General features: G+C 69.0%; 3 protein-coding genes. All 3 read right to left on the bottom strand.

Going from position 1 to position 20,479, the window contains the following annotated elements; genetic code table 11:
* Positions 1 to 4 precede the first annotated feature (4 nt).
* Positions 5 to 745 carry an efflux RND transporter periplasmic adaptor subunit gene (locus UAJ10_RS07300; protein ID WP_322914722.1) on the bottom strand — a complete coding sequence of 247 codons (741 nt, stop codon included), beginning with the start codon at positions 743 to 745 and terminating at the stop codon, positions 5 to 7.
* 129 nt (positions 746 to 874) lie between these two features.
* Positions 875 to 2,470, bottom strand: coding sequence for a TolC family protein (locus UAJ10_RS07295; protein ID WP_322914721.1), 1,596 nt, complete (start codon positions 2,468 to 2,470; stop codon positions 875 to 877).
* Between the two features lie 6 nt (positions 2,471 to 2,476).
* Positions 2,477 to 19,933 (bottom strand): autotransporter-associated beta strand repeat-containing protein, encoded by a 17,457-nt coding sequence (locus UAJ10_RS07290; RefSeq protein WP_322914720.1) that lies wholly within the window; start codon positions 19,931 to 19,933, stop codon positions 2,477 to 2,479.
* Positions 19,934 to 20,479: the final 546 nt, after the last annotated feature.

Raw genomic sequence — 20,479 nt, 5'->3', positions numbered from 1 at the left:
ACCCTCAGTTCGGCGCCGCGACGATGGCGCGGCCGCTCATGCCCGGCAGCAATTCCGGGAATTTGCCGTCGATGACGGCGAAGACCCGGATGCTTTGCGACACGGGATCGATGCGCGGCGACAGGCGGGCCACCTTGGCCGGGTACTTGCGGCCGGTTTCCTCGATGCCGATTTCCAGCGCGAAACCGGGCTTCAGCCACTTCAGCCAAGACGACGGCACCAGCATCTCCGCCTCCAGTTCCGTCGGGTCCAGGATTTCCAGCAGCTTCTGCCCTTCCGCCACGGATTGGAAGCGTTTCACGTCCACCGGCCCCATGCGCCCGGCGAAGGGGGCGGTGACGACGCAATGGGCCGCGACCTCGCGCGCCATCTGCTGTTCGGCCTCGGCCATGGCGTGCTCGGCCGCCGCCGTCTCCACTTCCAATACGCCGATGGAATTCAGCGTGTTCAGCTTGCTCTTGACCTCATAGGTCTTGCGGGTCGCGGTTTCCTGGGCGGCGGCCTTGGCCAAGCGGGCCCTCTGGATACCGCAGTCGAAAGCCACCAGCTTTTGCCCCTCGCCGAAGCTGTCGCCCTCGCGCAGGGGAAGTTCAGATATCTGTGCGGCGATTTGCGACGACAGCACCGTGCTGCGCTTGGGCACCAACTGGGCGCGGATCTCCGGCATGGTGTCGGCGCCGTGGGCCGTGACGGACAGGCCGAGAAGAAGCACGGACGGGATCAGGCTGAACCGGGGGCGGAACAAGGGCGGACTCGCTGTTCGTTGCAAGGGCCGGCGCCGGGTGGTCGTCGAAACAAGACGGGCGCCGAAACAAGACGGGCCGGGAGGGGAGGATCCCCCGCCCGGCACCGTTTTGGCTATCGCTCTCTAGGGTTACTGCGTCAAGGCCTTGCCGGGGTCGTCCAGCGTCGGCGTCTGGTTGGACACCGACGCCTCGGCGCCGAACATGCCGCTTTCGATGCGGCGGTTCACCGTGGACACCGCGGCGGTCAGGGTCTTCAGCGAATAATCGGGCACGGACTGCGGCAGCGGATCGATGCCCACCGAGACGTACAGCGACGCCAGCGCGTTCTGCATGTCGGCGTACGCCCGGGCGCGGGTCAGTTCCGCCACGATGCGCGACGCGGACGCGCGCACGCGGTCCACCTTGCCGGCGGCGCTGTTTTCCTGCTGGGCCAGCACCTGATCGTAGATGCGACCCTCGATGGTGTCCAGCTCGGACGCCTCCAGGTACTGAGTGCGCGCGCGCCCAAGCTGTTGCCAGGCCACGTTCACCTGGGTCAGCACGGCCATGGACAGGGCCAGGTTGCGCACCTCCGCCTGGTCGCGCTGCGTCTCCGCCAGACCCATGAAATCATTGCCGGACAGCAGGTTCAGCAGGCCCCAGGACAGGCGCAGGCCGCCCTCGGCCCATCGCTGGTTCACCAGGAAGGAGTTGCTGTCATAGTCCAGGCCGCCCTGGATGGACAGGTTGGGGAACAGCTTCAGGAAGGCCTTGTGCACCTCGTCCGTGGCGATGCGGCGGTTGTACGCCTGCTCGCGCAGTTCCGGGCGGTTGATCAGGGCCGTGTGTTCCAGCTCGGTGATGGCGGTCTTCATCTCCGGCAGGGCGGTCGGGTTGTCCGGCAACACCAGCTGGTAGGGCGTTCCCGGCGGCAGCCCCATCAGGGCCGCCAGCTGGGTCTTGGCCAGCGCCAGGTCGGCCTGCAGGTTCTCCAGCTGCCGGATGATGTCGATGGTCGCCTTCTCGTCCCGCAGCACGTCCAGCATGGGCTTCAGGCGCTGCTTCTCCACCTGGCGGGTGTCTTCCAGGGCCTGGCGGGCGTCGGCCAGGATGGGGTTGATGCGGTCGCCGATCTTCTCCGCCGCCACCGCCTGCCAATAGGCGGCGCGGACCTGCTGCACGATGCTGTTGACCGCCGAGCGGCGCTTTTCCGCCGTGGCCAGGGCGCGGTCACCGTTCTGCCGGGCCTGGTAATAGCTGATGCCGAAGTCCAGGACGCTCCAGCTCAGCTGCAGGTCGGCGGTGCCGGACCGGCGATCGCTGGAGATGGACGGCTCCAGCGACTGCCTGCCGGTCAGGATGGAGTAGGAGGACGAGGCCAGTTCGTTGCTGCGTGCCGTCAGGCCGCCGTCCACCACCAGCTTGGGCAGCAGATCCCAGCGCGACACGTCGATCTGACGGTTGGCGATGGCCTGGTCCATCAGCGCCAGCCGGTGGTCCAGGTTGTACTTCACCGCCCGTGCGATGGCCTCGTCCAGGGAAACGGCGACGGTCACGGGGTCGATGCGGTCACGGACCAGCTTCAGCGCCTCGGTGGCGCGGGTCTGGTTCTCATCCGATGTCAGGGGGCGGGGGGTGACGGAACACCCCGCCAGCAAGGCCACCAAGGCTCCGGCGACAATGGGCGTCGCCACGGTACGCGGGCGGGTGCGCCGCACCGGCGCGGAATAAGGCAAGGACGTCATGGAGCCTCAGGCGATCGTGGTGGTGGTGGTAGCGTGATGGGCGGGAAGGGCCGGGCCGTGCTGCGGGGCGTCGCCGCCGAACACGTCCAGCAAGCTGGCGAGCAGGGATACGGCGTCGTCGACGATGCCGTGGTGCGGGGTGGCGCCGAAGGTGCCGGTACCGAAGCCGACGGCCTTCTGCGCCTGGGCGGCGGCCTGAAGCTGCGCCGTCAGCGACAGCTTGCCCGCCGGCACCTTGCCGGGGCCGTTGGCGATCTTGGCGGCCAGATCCTGTGCCGCCGCGTCACGGCCGGCATAGGCGGCCAGCTGCACGGGGTTCAGGTCGGCGGGCACGGCCGTGGCCGGATCGTTGGCGGCGTGCTGCTGCGGGGCGCGGTTGCCCGGGCCCTGCTGGCTCTGGCCACCGGGGCCGCCGGTGCCGTTCTGCTGTTGGCCCACCGACATGTTGAACTTGGCCTCGGCGACGTTGCCGTTGCTGTCGCGCGCCGTGACGGTGATGGCGACGTTGCCGTTCTCCCCAGCCGGCGGCTGGCCGCTGAAGGTGCCATTGGCGGGGTTGAAGGTCAGCCAGGCCGGCAATGGCTCGCCGTTGGCCTGCCGCGCCTCCAGCGTCACCTGTGGGTCGCTGCTCTGGAAGGTGCCCTGCGGCAGCTGGAAGGTCACCTGCTGGCCAGCGATGACCGCCTGGTTGCTGATCTGGTTGGCCAGGGTCAGCGTGGTTGTGCCGCTGGTGGCGGAGGTGATGGCCACCACGCCGGTGCTGGCGCTGATGGCTGTGGTGCTGGTCGTCGTGGTGGCAGTCGGGGCGCTGGTGGTCGGGGCGGTGGTGGGCGTTGTCGCGGCCGTCGTGGTGGCCGCCGCCGTGGAGCCGCCCGTGGTCGCGGTAGTGGTGGTCGTCCGGGTGCTGCTGGATGTCGTGGTGCTGTCAGCCGCCAGCGCCGTGGTGATGCTGGTGGTGGCGGTCGTGGTGGAGGTGCTGGTGGTTGTGGTCGCGGCGACGGTGCTGATGACGCTGTTGCCGCTCAGGCCGGCGCTGGGCGTGCCGCTGACGCCGGCGTTGCCCGTGCCCACGGTCTGGGTCAGGGTCACGGTGGTCGTCGCGGTGCTGGTGGCGGCCACTGTGGGCGTCACGATCAGCGTGCTGCTCGTGGTGGTGACCGGCGCCGTGGCGGTCGTGGTCGTCGTCGTCGTGGTCGTGGCGGGGGGTTGCGGCACCACCACCGGGTTGATGGTCACGCCGATGATGCCGCTGGCCGTCTTGGCGCCGCCCACCCGGGCCGTGCCGCCGTCGTTGACGGTCACGGTGATGATGTCGTTACCGGTGGTGGCCGGGGTCAGGTTCAAGGTGGCCAGGGTGGCGTTCACGTCGGCCACGCTACCGGTGACCGTGACCGTGCCCGTGCCATTGCCGGCCAAGGTGGCGGAACCGGAGGCGGCCATGACCAGCTGGCCGCCGAAGCCGTCCTTCACCGTGACGCTGACGGCGTTGCCCGTCAGGGTATCGGCCACGCTGATGCCGGTGATGGCCTGGTTGCCGGTGGCCGACAGGTTCTGGCCACCCGGCAGGGTCAGGACCGGCGTGTCGTTACCCGTCAGGTTGACGGCGACGGTGCGTACCGCGGATTTCACCCCGCCGATGCGGGCGGTGCCGCCGTCGCTGACCGCCACCGTGATGGCGTCCGTGTCGGTGCCCGTGGCGGTGGTGGCATAGGTCAGGCTGGCCAGGGTGGCGTTGACATCGGCCACGCTGCCGCTGATGGAAACCACGCCGCTGCCGTTGCCGGACACGGTCGCCCCGCCGGCGGCGGTGACCGTGACGTTGCCCTTGCCGGCCAGCAGCGCGACCGTGAGGGCGTTGCCCGACAGGGTGTCGCTGACGCTGATGCCGGTGATGGCGTGGGCGTTGGTGTCGTTATAGCTCTGCGCCCCTGGCACGGTCACCACGGGGGTGTCGTTACCGGTCAGGCTGACCGCGATGGTCTGCGCGGTGGACTTGGCGCCGCCGATGCGGGCCGTGCCGCCGTCGTTGGCGGTCACCGTGATGGTGTCGCTGCCCGTGGCCGTGGCGGTGGTGGCATAGGTCAGGCTGGCCAGGGTGGCGTTCACATCCGCCAGGCTGCCGGTGACGGTCAGGCTGCCCGTGCCGTTGCCGGCCAGGGTGGCGGCGCCCGACGCGGTGGCGGCGACGTTGCCCTGGGTGGCGGCCACCGTGGCGGTGACGATGCTGCCCGTCAGGGTGTCGCTGATGCTGACGCCGGTGATGGCGTGGGCGTTGGTGTCGCTGTAGCTCTGCGCCCCCGCCACGGTCAGGACCGGCGTGTCGTTGCCGGTCAGGCTGATGGCGATCGTCTGGCTGGTGGACTTGGCCCCGCCGATGCGCGCGCCGCCGCCATCGCTGACCGCGATGGTCAGGGTGTCGGTGCCGGTGGTCGTGGCGGTGGTGGCATAGCCCAGGGTGGCCAGGGTGGCATTCACGTCCGCGAGGCTGCCGGTGATGGCAACCACGCCGCTGCCGCTGCCCGACACCGTGGCGCCGCCGGCGGCGGTGACGGAGATGTTGCCCTGGGTGGCGATCAGGGCGGCGGTGACGGTGCCGCCCTGCAGGCTGTCGCTGACACTGACACCGGTGATGGCGTGGACGTTGGTGTCGGTGTAGCTCTGCGCCCCCGTCACGGTCAGGACCGGCGTGTCATTGCCGGTCAGGTTGATGGCGATGGTCTGGGCGGCGGCCTTGGCCCCGCCGATGCGGGCCGTACCACCATCATTAACGGTGACGGTGATGGTGTCGCTGCCGGTGGCGGTCGCCGTGGTGGCATAGGTCAGGGTGGCCAGGGTGGCGTTCACGTCGGCCAAGCTGCCGGTGATGGTGACGCTGCCCGTGCCAACGCCGGTGACGGTGGCGGATCCTGCGGCGGTGAAGCCGAGATTGCCGCGCAGATCAGCCACGGTGGCGGTGACGGTGCCGCCCTGCAGGCTGTCGCTGACACTGACGCCGGTGATGGCGTGGGCGTTGGTGTCGGTGTAGCTCTGCGCCCCGGCCACGGTCAGGACCGGCGTGTCGTTACCGGTCAGGGCCACGGCGATCGTCTGGGTGGCGGACTTGGCCCCACCAATCAGGCTGCCGCCGCCGTCGTTGACGGTGACGGTGATGGTGTCGCTGCCGGTGGCGGTTGCCGTGGTGGTGTAGGTCAGGGTGGCCAGGGTGGCGTTCACGTCGGCCAGGCTGCCGGTGATGGTGACGTTGCCCGTGCCGCCGCCGGTGACGGTGGCGGTCCCCGCGGCGGTGAAGCCCAGGTTGCCGTGCAAGTCAGCCACTGTGGCGGTCACAGTGCCATTGTGGGCGTCGCTGATGCTGACGCCGGTGATGGCGTGGGCGTTGGTGTCGTCGTAGCTCTGCGCCCCCGCCACGGTCAGTACCGGGGTGTCGTTGGTGGCGATGGCCACCGCGATGGTGCCGCTGGTGGACTGGGCCCCACCGATGCGCGTGGTGCCGCCATCGTTGACGGCGACGGTGATGGTGTCGCTGCCGGCCGTCGACAGGGTGGTGGCGTAGCTCAGGGTGGCCAGGGTGGCGTTCACATCGGCCAGGGAGCCGGTGATGGTGACGCTGCCCGTGCCGCCCCCGGTGACGGTGGCGGCGCCCGAGGCGGTGAAGCTGAGGTTGCCGTGCAGGTCGGACACGGTGGCCGTGACGGTGCCGCCGGGCAGCGTGTCGGTGATGGCGACGCCACTGATGGCGTGGCCGGCCTGGTCGACATAGCTCTGTGCGCCCGGTACCGCCAAGGACGGCACATCGTTGCCGGTCAGGGTGACGGCGATGGTCTGCGTGGCGGACTTCGCCCCGCCGATCAGGCTGGTGCCGCCGTCGTTGACGGTGACGGTGATGGTATCCGTTCCCGTGGCCGTCGCGGTGGTGGCGTAGCTCAGGGTGGCCAGGGTGGCGTTCACGTCGGCCAGGGTGCCGGTGATGGTGACGCTGCCCGTGCCGGCGCCGGTGACGCTGGCGGACCCGGCGGCGGTGAAGCCCAGGTTGCCGTGCAAATCCGACACCGTGGCGCTGACGGTGCCGCCGGCCAGGCTGTCGCTCACACCGACGCCGGTGATGGCGTGGCTGTTGGTGTCGGTGATGGTCTGCGTGCCGGCCACGCTGATGGTGGGGGCGGCATTGCCAGTCAGGGTGACGGCGATGGTCTTGCTGTCCGACAGCGCGCCGCCGATGCCGGTGTTGCCGCCGTCGTTGACAGTCACGGTCACCGTGTCGCTGTCGCTGCCCGTCGCCGTGGTGGTGTAGGTCAGGCTGGCCAGGGTGGCGTTCACGTCGGCCAGGGTGCCGGCGATGGTCAGGCTGCCGGTGCCTGTGCCGCTGACGCTGGCGCCGCCCGAGGCGGTGACGGCCAGATTGCCCTTGCCCGCGCTCACCGTCACCGTTTCGGTGCCGGTTCCCGCGTCGGCATCGGCCACGCTGACGCTCAGGCCATGCGCCAGGGTGTCGGTGATGGTCTGGGCGCCGGGCACCGTCAGCGTCGGCGCGTCGTTGACGGCGGTGATGTTGACGGTGCTGGTGACGGTGGCCGAGGGTGCGATGCCGTCATTGACGGACCAGCTGATGGTGCGGCTGGTGCGGGTGTCGCCCAGCGTCGGATCATGGCTGGTGGAGTTGAAGGTGACGGAGCGCAGGGCCGCCTGATAGTCGGCGACGCTGGCGGTCCCCGTCAGGGTCAGGACGCCGGTGGTGGCGTTATAGCTGCCGGTGATGCCGTTCTGGCTGGCGAAGGCCAGGACGTCACCGGCCACGACGTTGCCGATGGTGACGGTGGCGCTGGTCAGGGTGCTGCTGGCGCTGTCCGACAGCGTGATGCCGCTGTCGATCACGTCGGCACTGCCGCCATCGGTGTAGCCGGTGGTGGCGCCGGCCGTCACCGTGGCGCCCTGCGCGGCGACGCTGAGCGTCCCGTTGTTGGCCGAATAGGCGGTGGTGCCGCCGTTGGTGGTGGTGTCGGCCGTCTGGCGCGTGCTGCCGCTGGTGGCGGTGCCGGTGGTCTCGTCCCAGGCCTTGAAGGTCAGGGTGGCGGTTTCCACGGTGCTGCCGTTGGGCACGTAGCGCAGCGTGGCGGTGCTGTCCAGCAGCAGGGCACCGGTGGTGGAAACGGTGCCGACGTTGATCCAGTTGGTGCCGCCGTCCGTGGAATACTGCCAGGCGCCGGACCCGGTCAGGCCGGTGATGGCCACGCCGGAATGGCCGTGGGCATCGGGGTCGAGATAGCCCGCGTCGGTCAGGACGCTGGACACGCTGACGGCGTCGCTGGTGGCGTTGATCGGCGTGGCGGGGATGGTGGAGGTGGCGCCGCTGCCGGGCAGGGTGGGCGCGTTGTTGACCGGGGTGATGGTGACGGTGGTGTTGGCGGTCAGCGTGGTGGTGTCGGTGCCGCCATTGGCGGTGCCGCCGTTGTCCTGGATGCTGGTCAGGGTGACGGTGCGGCCGCTGCCGGCGGTGGGGTCCTGGCTGCTGTTCTGGTAGGTCAGGCCGTTGACCAGGGTCTGGGCGGCGGCGGCGGAGAAGTCGCCGGCCTTGGTGATGGTGACGGTGGCGGTGCTGCCGGTGACCGAGACGCTGACGGCATAGCCGTTGGCGCTGGTGGTCACGCTGGTGCCGTTGGTCAGGGTCACCGCGCTGCCGTCGACGGTCAGCACTTCGGACGCGCCGTTGGCCACACCGCCGACGGTCAGCGTCAGGGCGTGGACACTCTGGCTGGCCTCGCTGGTGCTGATGGTGGTGCCGCTGAACAGCGGCACGGCGCTGCCGCCCTCGGTGAAGTTGGGCGACGTGGCCGGGGTGGTGGACAGGGTCGGCGCCTGGTTGACCGGGTGCAGGGTGACGGTGGTGCTGGCGGTCAGGGTGGTGGTGTCGTGGCCGCCGTTGGCCGTGCCACCATTGTCCTGGATTTGGGTCAGGGTGACGGTGCGGCCGCCGCCGGCCGTGGGGTCGCTGCTCGTGTCCTTGTAGGTCAGGCCGTCGACCAGGGTCTGGGTCGCCGCCGCCGTGGCGCCACCCGCCTTGGTGATGGTGACGGTGGCGGTGCCGGATGTCACCGAGATTGAGACACCATAGCCGTTGGCGGTGGTGGTGATGCTGGTCCCGTCGACCAGGGCGACGTCCTGGCCGTCAATGGACAGAACCTCCGATGTGCCGTCGGCCAGGCCGCCGACGGTCAGCGTCAGGCCGCTGATCTTCTGGCCGGCCTCGATCGCGCTGATGGTGGTGCCGCTGAACAGGCTCACGGCGCTGCCGCCCTCGGTGAAGACCGGGCTGCTGGTGGGGGTGGTGGCCAGGGTGGGCGCATCGTTGACGGCGGTGATGTTGACCGTGCTGGTGACGGCGGCCGACGGGGCGATGCCGTCGTTGACCGACCAGCTGACGGTGCGGCTGGTCCGGGTCCCGCCCACCGTCGGGTCCTGGCTGGTGGAGCTGAAGGTGATGCTGCGCAGGGCCGCCTGGTAGTTGGCCAGGGTGTCGCTGCCCGTCAGGGTCAGCACACCGGTGCTGCTGTCATAGCTGCCGGTGATGTTGGCCGTGTTGGTGAAGGACAGCACGTCGCCCGCCACCACGCTGCCGATGGTCACCGTGGCGCTGGTCAGGGTGCTGGTGACGGAATCGCTGACGGTGATGGTGGTGTCGATGGCGCCGGCGGTGCCGGCCTCGACATAGGTGACGGACCCGCCGGCCGTCATCACCGCGCCCTGGGTCTCGACGCTGAGCGTGCCGTTGTTGGCCGAGTAGGCGGTGGCGCCGCCGTTGGTGGTGGTGTCGGCCGTCTGGCGCGTGCTGCCGCTGCTGACGGTGCCGGTGGTTTCGTCCCAGGCCTTGAAGGTCAGCGTGGCGGTTTCCGCCGTGCTGCCATTGGGGACGTAGCGCAGTTGGGCGGTGCTGTTCAGCAACAGACCGCTGTTGGCGGAGACGGTGCCGACCGCGAACCAGTTCGTGCCGTCGGTGGAATACTGCCAGGTGCCGGCACCGGACAGGCCGGTGATGGCGACGCCCGAGATGCCGTGGCCATCGACGTCGGCATAGCCCGCATCGCTCAGGATGCTGGATACGGTGACGGCGTTGCTGGCGGCGTTGATCGGCGTGGCCGGGATGGTTGAGGTGGCGCCGCTGCTGGGCAGGGTGGGCGCGTTGTTGACCGGGGTGATGGTGACGGTGGTGTTGGCGGTCAGGGTGGCGGTGTCGGTGCCGCCGTTGGCGGTGCCGCCGTTGTCCTGGATGCTGGTCAGGGTGACGGTGCGGCCGCTGCCGGCGGTGGGGTCCTGGCTGCTGTTCTGGTAGGTCAGGCCGTTGACCAGGGTCTGGGCGGCGGCGGCGGAGAAGTCGCCGACCTTGGTGATGGTGACGGTGGCGGTGCTGCCGGTGACCGAGACGCTGACGGCATAGCCATTGGCGCTGGTGGTCACGCTGGTGCCGTTGGTCAAGGTTACCGCGCTGCCGTCGACGGTCAGCACTTCGGACGTGCCGTTGGCCAGGCCGCCGACGGTCAGCGTCAGGGCGTGGACGCTTTGGCCGGCCTCCACCGTGCTGATGGTGGTGCCGCTGAACAGCGACACGGCGCTGCCGCCCTCGGTGAAGTTGGGGCTCGTGGCCGGGGTGGTGGTCAGGGTCGGGGCGGCGTTGAGGACGCTGGCCACGATATCGTTGCCGGTGCCGCCGCTGTTGGTGATCAGCGCCTTGCCGCCGCTGAGGTCCGCACGCCCATTGCTGTCCAGGTTGTCGAAGGCCGTGGTGTCGGTGGTGCCGCTGCCGGTGTTGTTGACGATGGTGAAGCTGTCGCCCAGTGCTGCCGTGTAGCCGCCAACGGCGCTCAGCGTCAGGGTGCCGGCATTGCCCGAGCCGTCGTTCAGCACGACGTTGCCGCCCACGCTCAACACGTCGTTGTTGCCGGAGACGCCGGCGATCTGGATTTGCAGGGCGCCGCCCAGGTTCACGTTGCCCGTGACGGTCAGGGTGCCGATGCCGTTGTTCACGCCGTCGATGCCGGGGGCCAGGGTGCCGCCGCCATAGACCCGCAGGTTGCCGCCGATGGTGCCGGTGCCGGCCAGGGTGGCGCCGTCCTGGACGTTGACGTCACCGCCCAATGAACCGGTCAGCGCCAAGGTGCCCGCCTGCACATAGCTGGCGTCGGTATAGCCGCTGCTGTTGCCCGACAGGGTTACGGTGCCGATTCCGCTTTTGAACAGACTGCCGAAACCGCTGACGACACCCGACAGGGTCAGGCTGTTGTCCGTGTTGAGGGTGCCGTTGTTGACGGAGATGGTAAGGTTCTGGCTCAGGCTGACGCTGGACCCGGTCACCGTGAGGGTGCCGCCGTTCAGCGTCAGGGTGCTGCCGCCCAGGTTGGCGGCTGCGGCGATGCGCACGGTGGCATCGCGCACCGTCGTGTCGCCGGTGTAGGTGTTGGTTCCCGACAGCGTGAAGGTGCCGCCACCGCTCAGGGTCAGGTCCCCCGATCCGCTGACCACGCCCGACAGGGTCAGGGCGTTGGCGGTGCTGATTGTGCCGCCGTTGCTGCCCAGGGCCACGGCCTGGCTCAGGCTGACGCTGGAGCCGGTCACGGTGAGGGTGCCGCCGTTGAGGGTGAGCGCGCCGCTACCCAGGTTGGCGGCGGCGGCGATGCTGAGGGTACCGTCGGTGACGGTGGTGGTGCCGGTGTAGGTGTTGGTGCCGCTGAGCGTCAGCGTGCCCACGCCATTCAGGGTCAGGTTGCGGGAACCGGAGACCACGCCGGACAGCGTGGCGCTGTTGGTGGCGCTGATGGTGCCGTTGGCGTTGAGGACGATGGCGTTGGGCAGGGTGACGCTGCTGCCCGTCACCTCCAGCGCGCCGCCGTTCAGGATGACGGCACCGTTGATGGTGGTGCTGCCCAGGTTGGTGTTGCTGGTGACGCTGAGGGTGCCGGCGGACACCATGGTGGCGCCCAAGGCACCGGTGGAGCTGGTGTAGGTGTTGGTGCCGGACAGGGTCAGCTTGCCGGCGCCGACCTTGGTCAGGCTGATGACGTGGCTGGCGTTGCTGCTGACGCCGCCGGTGATGTTGCCGGACAGGGTCAAGGCGTTGGCGTTGCTGATGATGCCGCCGCTGGCGCCCAGCGTGATGTTCTTGGAAATCGTGACGTTGCTGCCGGTGACCAGCAGGCCACCGACGCCGGTGTTGCCCATGTTCAGGGTCAGCGTGCCGGTGGTCAGGTTGGTCTGGTCGGTGATGGACAGCGTGCCGTTCTGGATATTCAGATTGGTGCTGCCGCCGCTGTTGTTGGCGGTCAGCACCAGGGCGCCGTTGCCGAAGCTGCGGGTGAGGCTGAAGGCGCCGCTAACCGTGCCGCTCACGGTCAGGGTGGAGGTGTCGGCCACGGTGACGGTGGCGGCGGCCGACAGGGTCAGATTGCCGGACAGGGTGGCGTTGCCGGTGGACAGGATCAGCGCGCCGCCCGAGGAGATGCCGGATCCCGCGATGGTCAGGGCGTCGGCGATGGTCACGCCGCTGCCCAGCGACAGGGCGGCGCCGCTGGCGACGGTGGTGGCGCCGGTGCTGCTGCCCAGGGCGCCGTCGCTGCTGGCCACCAGGGTGCCGGCGCTGATCGTCGTCGTGTCGGTGTAGGTGTTGGTGCCCGACAGGATCAGGGTGCCCGTGCCGGCCTTGGTGATGCCGCCGGCGAGGCCACCGTCCTGAAGAACGCCGGAGAAGGTGGTGCTGGTGTTGTCCCCGCCCACGGTCAGCGTGCCGCCGTTCAGCGTCACGGTGCCGGCGCCGCTGAGCGATCCCACCGTCTCATTGCTGGCGTACAGCAGCAGGGTGGCGCCCGAGGCGACCGACACGGCACTGCTGTCGCTGATGGCGCTGCCGCCCGACACGGTGATCTGGCCGGCGTTGAGGGTGGTGGCGCCGGTATAGGTGTTGGTGCCCGACAGCTCCAGGATGCCGGTGCCGGCCTTGGTCAGGCCGCCGGTGCCGGTGATGGCGCCAGAGAAGGTCGTGTCGTCGGCGCTGGCCTCGTTCACCGTCAGGGTGTTGGTGCCCAGGGTGACCGTGCCGGCGCCGGCCAGGGAGCCGATGGTCTCGCTGGCGGCCAGGGCCAAGGTGGCGCCGCTGGCGACGGTCACGGCGCTGGTGTCGGCGATGGCGCTGCCGCCGCTGGCGGTGACCGTGCCGGCGCTGACGCTGTAGGCACCGGCGTAGGTGTTGGTGCCCGTCAGGGTCAGGCCGTCGCCGGCGCCCGTGCCGCTGCTCAGCGTCAGGGTTCCGGTGCTGCCGGAGATGACGCCCGACAGGGTGGCGGCGTTGCCGCTGGCCACCTGGATGGCGGAGCTGGCGGTGACGGCGATGTTCTTGGCGATGCTGGCGGCGCCGTTGATCAGCAGGGTGCCGCCGGCCATGGTGACGCTGCCGCTGCCCAGGCTACCGGCGCCGGCGATGCTGAGGGTGCCCGAGGTCACCGTGGCGTTGGTGTAGGTGTTGGCGGTGTTGCTCAGGATCAGCGAAGCATAGGTGCCGCCGCTGCTCTGGGAGGCGACATTAATGCTGCCGTTGCTGACCACGCCGCTGAAGGTCAGGTTCTTGCCGGCACCCAGCTGGTCGTTGATGGTGCGGGTGCCGGCGCCCAGGTCGACCGTGCCGGCGAAGGCCAGGGCATAGCTGCCGGCCATCACCAGATCGGCGTTCAGCACGAGGTTGTTGGCCAGGTTGTAGGTGAGGTTCGTCGTGCTGCGGATCTTACCTCCGTTGATGGTCAGGGTGCCGGTACCCAGGGCGGTGTTGCTGGAGATGTCGAGGATGCCGCCATCCAGCGTGACACCGCCGGTGAAGGTGTTGTTGCCCGACAGCTTCAGGGCGTTGCCCGAGGTGGTGCTCTTGACATCCAGCGCGCCGGTGCCGCTGACGACGCCCGTGAGGGTCACGGCGCCGCTGGTGACATTGATGGTGCCGCCGCCGGCGTTCACGGTGACGGCGGTGGAGCTGGAGAAGGCGGTCGTGGATGCCAGCGTGCCGCCGCTGAAGATCAGGGACGAGGTGCTGCCCAGGCTGGCCAAGGCCAACGTGCCTGCCGCGATCGTCGTCGAGCCGCTGTAGGTGTTGGTGCCCGACAGGGTCAGGGTGCCGGCGCCCGTTTTGGTCAGGCCGCCCGTGCTGCTGATGACGCCCGACAGGGTCACGGCGTTGGCGTTGCTGATGGTGCCGCCGCCACTGGCCAGGGTGATGGCCTTGCTCACGGTCACCGCGGACCCGGTTACCGCCAACGCGCCGCCGTTCAAGGTCAGGGTGCCGGTGGTCAGGTTGGTCTGGTCGGTGATGGACAGGGTGCCGGTGGCGATGTTCAGGTTGGTGGTGGCGGCGCTGTTGCTGCCGCTCAGCACCAGGGTGCCGGTGCCGATATTTTTGTACAGCGTGAAGGCGCCGCCCAGGGTGCCGCTGAGGGTCAGGGTGCCGGTGCCGTTCACGTTGACGCGCGCATCGGCCGTCAGGGTCACGTTGCCCGACACCGTGGCGCTGCCGGTGGAGGTGTTCAGGGTCAGCGAGCCGTTGCCGGCGGTGCTGACCGCGTCCGCTATGGTCACGCCATCATCGATCAGCAGGGTGCCGGTGGAGGCGATCGTGGTGCCGCCGGCGCTGCTGCCCAGGGCGCCGCTGCTGGCGGCCTCCAGCGAGCCGCCGCTGATGGTGGTGGTGCCGGTGTAGGTGTTGGTGCCCGACAGGATCAGGGTGCCGCTGCCCGACGAGGTCAAATTGCCGGAACCGCTGATGACGCCGCTCAGGGTCAGGGTGTTGGCGGTGCTGATGGTGCCGCCGCCGGTGCCCAGCAGAATGTTCCCGCCCAGTGTCACCGTGGTGCCGGTCACCGTCAGGGTGCCGCCGTCGAGCGTCAGGCCGCCGCTGCCCAGGTTGGTGCTGGCGGCGATGCTGAGGGTGCCGGCCGACACGGTGGTGGTGCCGGTATAGGTGTTTGTGCCCGACAGGGCCAGAGTGCCAGCACCGGTCTTGGTCAGGTTGCCCGCGCCACTGATGACACCCGACAGGGTCAGGGCGTTGGCGTCGCTGATTGTGCCGCCGTTGCTGCCCAGGGTGACGGCGTTGGCCAGGGTAACCGTGGCGCCGGTCACGGTGAGGGCGCCACCGTCCAGGGTCAGCGCGGCGCTGCTGATGTTGGTGTTGTCAGTGACGCTGAGCGTGCCGGCCGACACGGTGGTGGTGCCGGTATAGGTGTTGGTGCCGCTGAGCGTCAGCGTGCCCAGGCCATTCAGGGTCAGGTTGCGGGAACCGGAGATGACGCCGGACAGCGTGGCGCTGTTGGTGGCGCTGATGGTGCCGTTGGCGTTGAGGACGATGGCGTTGGGCAGGGTGACGCTGCTGCCCGTCACCTCCAGCGCGCCGCCGTTCAGGATGACGGCGCCGTTGATGGTGGTGCTGCCCAGGTTGGTGGCGTTGGTGACGCTGAGGGTGCCGGCGGACACCATGGTGGCGCCCAAGGCACCGGTGGAGCTGGTGTAGGTGTTGGTGCCGGACAGGGTCAGCTTGCCGGCGCCGACCTTGGTCAGGCTGATGACGTGGCTGGCGTTGCTGCTGACGCCGCCGGTGATGTTGCCGGACAGGGTCAGGGCGTTGGCGTTGCTGATGATGCCGCCGCTGGCGCCCAGCGTGATGTTCTTGGAAATCGTGACGTTGCTGCCGGTGACCAGCAGGCCGCCGACGCCGGTGTTGCCCATGTTCAGGGTCAGCGTGCCGGTGGTCAGGTTGGTCTGGTCGGTGATGGACAGCGTGCCGTTCTGGATATTCAGATTGGTGGTGCCGCTGCTGTTGTTGGCGGTCAGCACCAGGGCGCCGTTGCCGAAGCTGCGGGTGAGGCTGAAGGCGCCGCCAACCGTGCCGCTCACGGTCAGGGTGGAGGTGTCGGCCACGGTGACGGTGGCGGCGGCCGACAGGGTCAGATTGCCGGACAGGGTGGCGTTGCCGGTGGACAGGATCAGCGCGCCGCCCGAGGAGATGCCGGATCCCGCGATGGTCAGGGCGTCGGCGATGGTCACGCCGCTGCCCAGCGACAGGGCGGCGCCGCTGGCGACGGTGGTGGCGCCGGTGCTGCTGCCCAGGGCGCCGGTGCTGCTGGCCACCAGGGTGCCGGCGCTGATGGTCGTTGTGTCGGTGTAGGTGTTGGTGCCCGACAGGGTCAGGGTGCCCGTGCCGGCCTTGGTGATGCCGCCGGCGAGGCCACCGTCCTGAAGAACGCCGGAGAAGGTGGTGCTGGTGTTGTCCCCGCCCACGGTCAGCGTGCCGCCGTTCAGCGTCACGGTGCCGGCGCCGCTGAGCGATCCCACCGTCTCATTGCTGGCGTACAGCAGCAGGGTGGCGCCCGAGGCGACCGACACGGCACTGCTGTCGCTGATGGCGCTGCCGCCCGACACGGTGATCTGGCCGGCGCTGAGGGTGGTGGCGCCGGTATAGGTGTTGGTGCCCGACAGCTCCAGGATGCCGGTGCCGGCCTTGGTCAGGCCGCCGGTGCCGGTGATGGCGCCAGAGAAGGTCGTGTCGTCGGCGCTGGCCTCGTTCACCGTCAGGGTGTTGGTGCCCAGGGTCACCGTGCCGGCGCCGGCCAAAGAGCCGATGGTCTCGCTGGCGGCCAGGGCCAAGGTGGCGCCGCTGGCGACGGTCACGGCGCTGGTGTCGGCGATGGCGCTGCCGCCGCTGGCGGTGACCGTGCCGGCGCTGACGCTGTAGGCACCGGCGTAGGTGTTGGTGCCCGTCAGGGTCAGGCCGTCGCCGGCGCCCGTGCCGGTGGTCAGGGTCAGGGTCTTGTTGCCGGTGCCGGTGATGTTGCCCGACAGGGTGACGGCGTTGCCGCTGGCCACCTGGATGGTGGAGCTGGCGGTGACGGCGATGTTCTCGGCGATGGTGGCGGCACCGTTGATCAGCAGGGTGCCGCCGGCCATGGTGACGCTGCCGCTGCCCAGGCTGCCGGCGCCGGCGATCTTGAGGAAGCCCGCGGTGACGGTGGCGTTGGTGTAGGTGTTGCTGGTGTTGCTCAGCACCACATTGGCGTAGGTGCCGCCGCTGGTTTGCGAGCTGATGTTGATGCTGCCGTTGCTGACCACACCGGTGAAGGTCAGGTCCTTGCCGGCGCCCAGCTGATCGTTGATGGTGCGGGTGCCGCCGCCCAGGTCGACCGTGCCGGTGAAGGTCAGGGCATAGCTGCCGGCCATCACCAGATCGGTGTTCAGCACCAGGTTGTTGGCCAGGTTGTAGGTGAGGTTCGTCGTGCTGCGGATCTTGCCGCCGTTGACGGTCAGGGTGCCGGTACCCAGGGCGGTGTTGCTGGAGATGTCGAGGATGCCGCCATCCAGCGTGACGCCGCCGGTGAAGGTGTTGTTGCCCGACAGCTTCAGGGCGTTGCCCGAGGTGGTGCTCTTGGCATCCAGCGCGCCGGCGCCGCTGACGACGCCCGTGAGGGTCACGGCGCCGTTGGTGACATCGAAGGTGCCGCCGCCGGAATTGATGGTGACGGCGGTGGAGCTGCTGATCACGGCTGAAGACTTCAGCGTGCCACCGTCCAGGGTCAGGCCGGAGGTGCTGCCCATGGAGCCCACCGTCAGCGTGCCGCCCGATATGGTGGTGGCGCCGGTGTAGGTGCTGGTGCTGGACAGGACGGCCGTGCCCGCCCCCGTCTTGGTCAGGGCGCTGCCGGTGCCCGAAACGGCGGCGGAAATGGTCAGCGTGTCGCCGCTGCCTACCGAGAGGGTGCCGGCGCCGCCCAGCGCCAGGTTGCCGCTGGTCACGGCGATGGTCAGGCTGCCGGTCGTTGTGGGGGCGTATTTCAGGGTGTCGCCGGCCCCCAGGGTGGCGCCCGTGGCCAGGGTGACGGTGCCGGTGACGCTGTCGCCGATGACGACGGTGTCGGCGCCCGTCTGGGTGACGGATTGGGCCAGCGCCTCGCGCAGGCTGAAACCGTCGGCGGCAAGGCCGCTGCTCTGGTCGGTGGCGGTGGTGACGTAGATGGTGGAACTGGTCACCGTCACGTCGGCATTGGTGGTGTTGCCGGACCCGTCGCTCAGGGCATAGCGGATGGTGGCGTTGCCATAGGGCGTGGCGTTGCTGTACTGGATCGCGTGCATCAGCGTCGCCACGTCGGCGCTGGTGGCGCTGGCGGTCAGGCTGATGGTCAGAACGCCGCCGGTGTTGGTGAAGCCCAGCGCATGGCCGTTGACCGTCACCGTGCCGCCGCTGACGCTCACGCTGTTGTCGAAGCTGAACGTGTCGTTGGCGGTGGCGTCGGCGGACCCGGCGGTCACCCGCTGCACCACCAGGCTGCCGCTGGCCCAGCCGGCGGTGTCGTTCTCCGCATCACTGACCGAGGCTGTTGTCCCCGAATCCAGCCGCACGGCGGTGCTGGCGTCCACCCAGGCCACGGTGTCGCCGCTCAGGTTGGTGATGACCGGGGCGGCGTTGGCGCCCGTGATGGTGATGCTGGCCGTGTCGGTGGCCGAGGAGAAGGCGGTGGTGCCGCCGCTGGTGGCGGTCGTCACCTTGCTGCCGGCGGTGCCACTGGTCTGGTCCCAGGCGCGGAAGGTGACGGTCGCCGTGCCGGCATAGCTGGTGTCGGTGACCTGGAAATACAGGCGGGTGCTGGCATCCGCCTTCAGCAGCAGCGACGCGGTGCCGCTGACCGCGGTGCCGGCGTTGACATTGGTCCAGTTGGTCCCGCCATTCGTGCTGTACCACCAGACGCCGTGGGTCGTGTCCGTCGCGGTGATGGCCATGCCCAGCAGGGCGCCGGTGTCGGGATCGGTGACGTTGGCGATACCCGTGCCGTTGGCGACCAGGGATGAGACCAGGGTGCCGACGGCGCCGCTTGGCGCCGCCGTGGTGGTGTTGGCTTCGGCGGTCAGGGTCGGTGACTTGCTGGCGTCCAGGGTCGGCGCGTCGTTGATCGAGGTGACGGTGATCTTGGACGTGCTGTCGGCCGTGCCGGTGGCGGTGTTGTCCTTCGGCGTCAGGGTGAAGGTCGTCACCTTGGTCGATCCCGCCGCCACCTGGTTGGCCGTGGGCGTGAACACCAGGGCGCGCAGGTTCGTCTGCAGCGTCGCGGTACTGGTGGCGGTCAGGGTATAGTGCGTACCGTCCGTGCTGGTCAGGCCGGTGCCGGTCAGCGTGCCGTTGTTGGCGTCCAGCGTGATGTCGATGCTGTAGCTGGTGGCGCCGCTGCTGCTGTCGGTAAAGCTGACGCCGGTGAACGGCGTGGCCGTGGCATTGTCATTCGCCGTGCTGGTGTGTGTACCGCTGACCGCCGGGAGATCCTGGCACTGCGCCACGTCCGTGCGGGCCAGGAACGCGTTCAGCGACGTGGTGTATATGTTGTTGGCGGAATTCCACCCAGTATTGGTCTGGCCTGGGTTCCAGAACAGGATATAGGGGTTGCCGCTGTGGCGGGTGTAGGCGCCGATATTGGTGCCATTATGATAGATGGTGGCAAAGCCAGAGGCGCTTGGCGTGCCGGCGGTGCAGCCCAGGCAGTGGTCGATGTTCTCCATACCGGCCACGGTGAAGGGCAGCACCGTGTCGATGGCGGCGCCTGTCGTGTACTCCAGCACCCAGTCGCCGCCCAGAGAGGCCGGGCCCGTGCGGTCGGTGGAGGCGGCGACGTCGATGTCATTGCCCAGATAGCGGGCGAAGTCGTCGACGAACTGTTTGCCGGTGTCCGTGGCGGCGACGGAGCAGCCTAGCAGCAGGAAGTCGCCGCCGCTCTTCATGGACGCGCCGATGGCGGCCAAGTCGCTGGCGCGGCTGGCCAGGTCGCCATCCGTCAGCACGTGGTTGCCGCCCAGGATGATGCCGCCGTCACCGCCCTCGGTCACCAGGATGACGGTGTCAAGGTTCTTGTACGCGGACAGGGCCTCGGCGATGCCGTGGACGGTGCGCTGGCCCTCGCCCAAGAGGATAACCGGCACGGACGGATCCATGCCGGCGATCAGGGTCTGGTAGTCCGCCACGCTGGTATCGACGATGACCACCTCGTGCACGGTGGAGGTGGTCGTGGGGGTGACCGTCGCGGCGGTGCTGGTGTCGGCGACCTTGGTGGTTTCCGCGCTGGCCGTCTTCGCGGTGTCGCCGGTCTTCGTCGTATCGGGGGTGGCGCCGGCCGCTGGGCTGGCCACCGGAGAGGTGGTGGCCGCCTTGGCGCCGCTGTCCGTGGCGCTTGTATCGGTCGCCGTTGCCGCGGCGGCCTTGGCGGCCGCGTCCAGCAGGGCCGCGTGCGCGGCCGTGTCGGCGTGCGTATCCACCGTGGCTGTCGTCGCCGTCTTGGTCACCGCCGCCGCCGTGGCGGCCGCGGCGGCGTCGAACATCATGCGCGGTTCCAGGGCCAGGCGCAGGGCGCGCGGGGCGTTCTTGCGGGCCTGGGTGGTCTTGGCCGGGGGGCGTGAACCGTCGGGCATGGCGTGCACTCACCAATTGGAATAGGCGGTCTCGGGGATTGCTATCCGGAAGATAGGGGCTTTCTTCGCAGAAAACCCACCAGCGCTGCAACGGCTCCCCCATAGCGCTTAAATCACAAGTCCCCACAACTCGCCAGACAAATCATAAGTAGGAAGGCTCACTCTGAAGAGGACTATCTTTTGTGATCAAATGTGAGAGGGGTGCTTACAGGGGTGTCACAGTCCATATTTCCCGATTCCCCCTATTCAAAAGTATGCTTCTTAAGAAGTTATTACCGTCAAACGAATGTGCCTGCCGCCTGTTGGGGGTAATCCTGGTGACCCTTACTCTTGGGCGCGGCAATATTAATCATGATTTAACAGAGAGAGAAGCGCGGAACCGGTGGCGTCCCGTAGTCGAATTTGATAGAGACAAAGCGGGAGTGGCGCCGCGATCAAAAATACATTCGTAGCGTATCTCTCCAAAGGATATAGGAAAAATGGCGGCGATGATATCTGAAGAGGGAGCGCCCCCGGGCGGGCAAGCCGAAGCGGCGGGCCAACCCG

The organism is Nitrospirillum guaranorum (assembly GCF_034653275.1).
In the GTDB taxonomy this organism is placed as follows: Bacteria; Pseudomonadota; Alphaproteobacteria; order Azospirillales; family Azospirillaceae; genus Nitrospirillum.
Note: the sequence above shows the minus strand (reverse complement) of the source record. Positions and strands in the feature narration are given on the sequence as shown.

Coding starts and splice junctions, on each gene's coding strand:
- UAJ10_RS07295 (WP_322914721.1), bottom strand. CDS start 2,470: ATGACGTCCTTGCCTTATTCCGCGCCGGTGCGGCGCACCCGCCCGCGT.
- UAJ10_RS07290 (WP_322914720.1), bottom strand. CDS start 19,933: ATGCCCGACGGTTCACGCCCCCCGGCCAAGACCACCCAGGCCCGCAAG.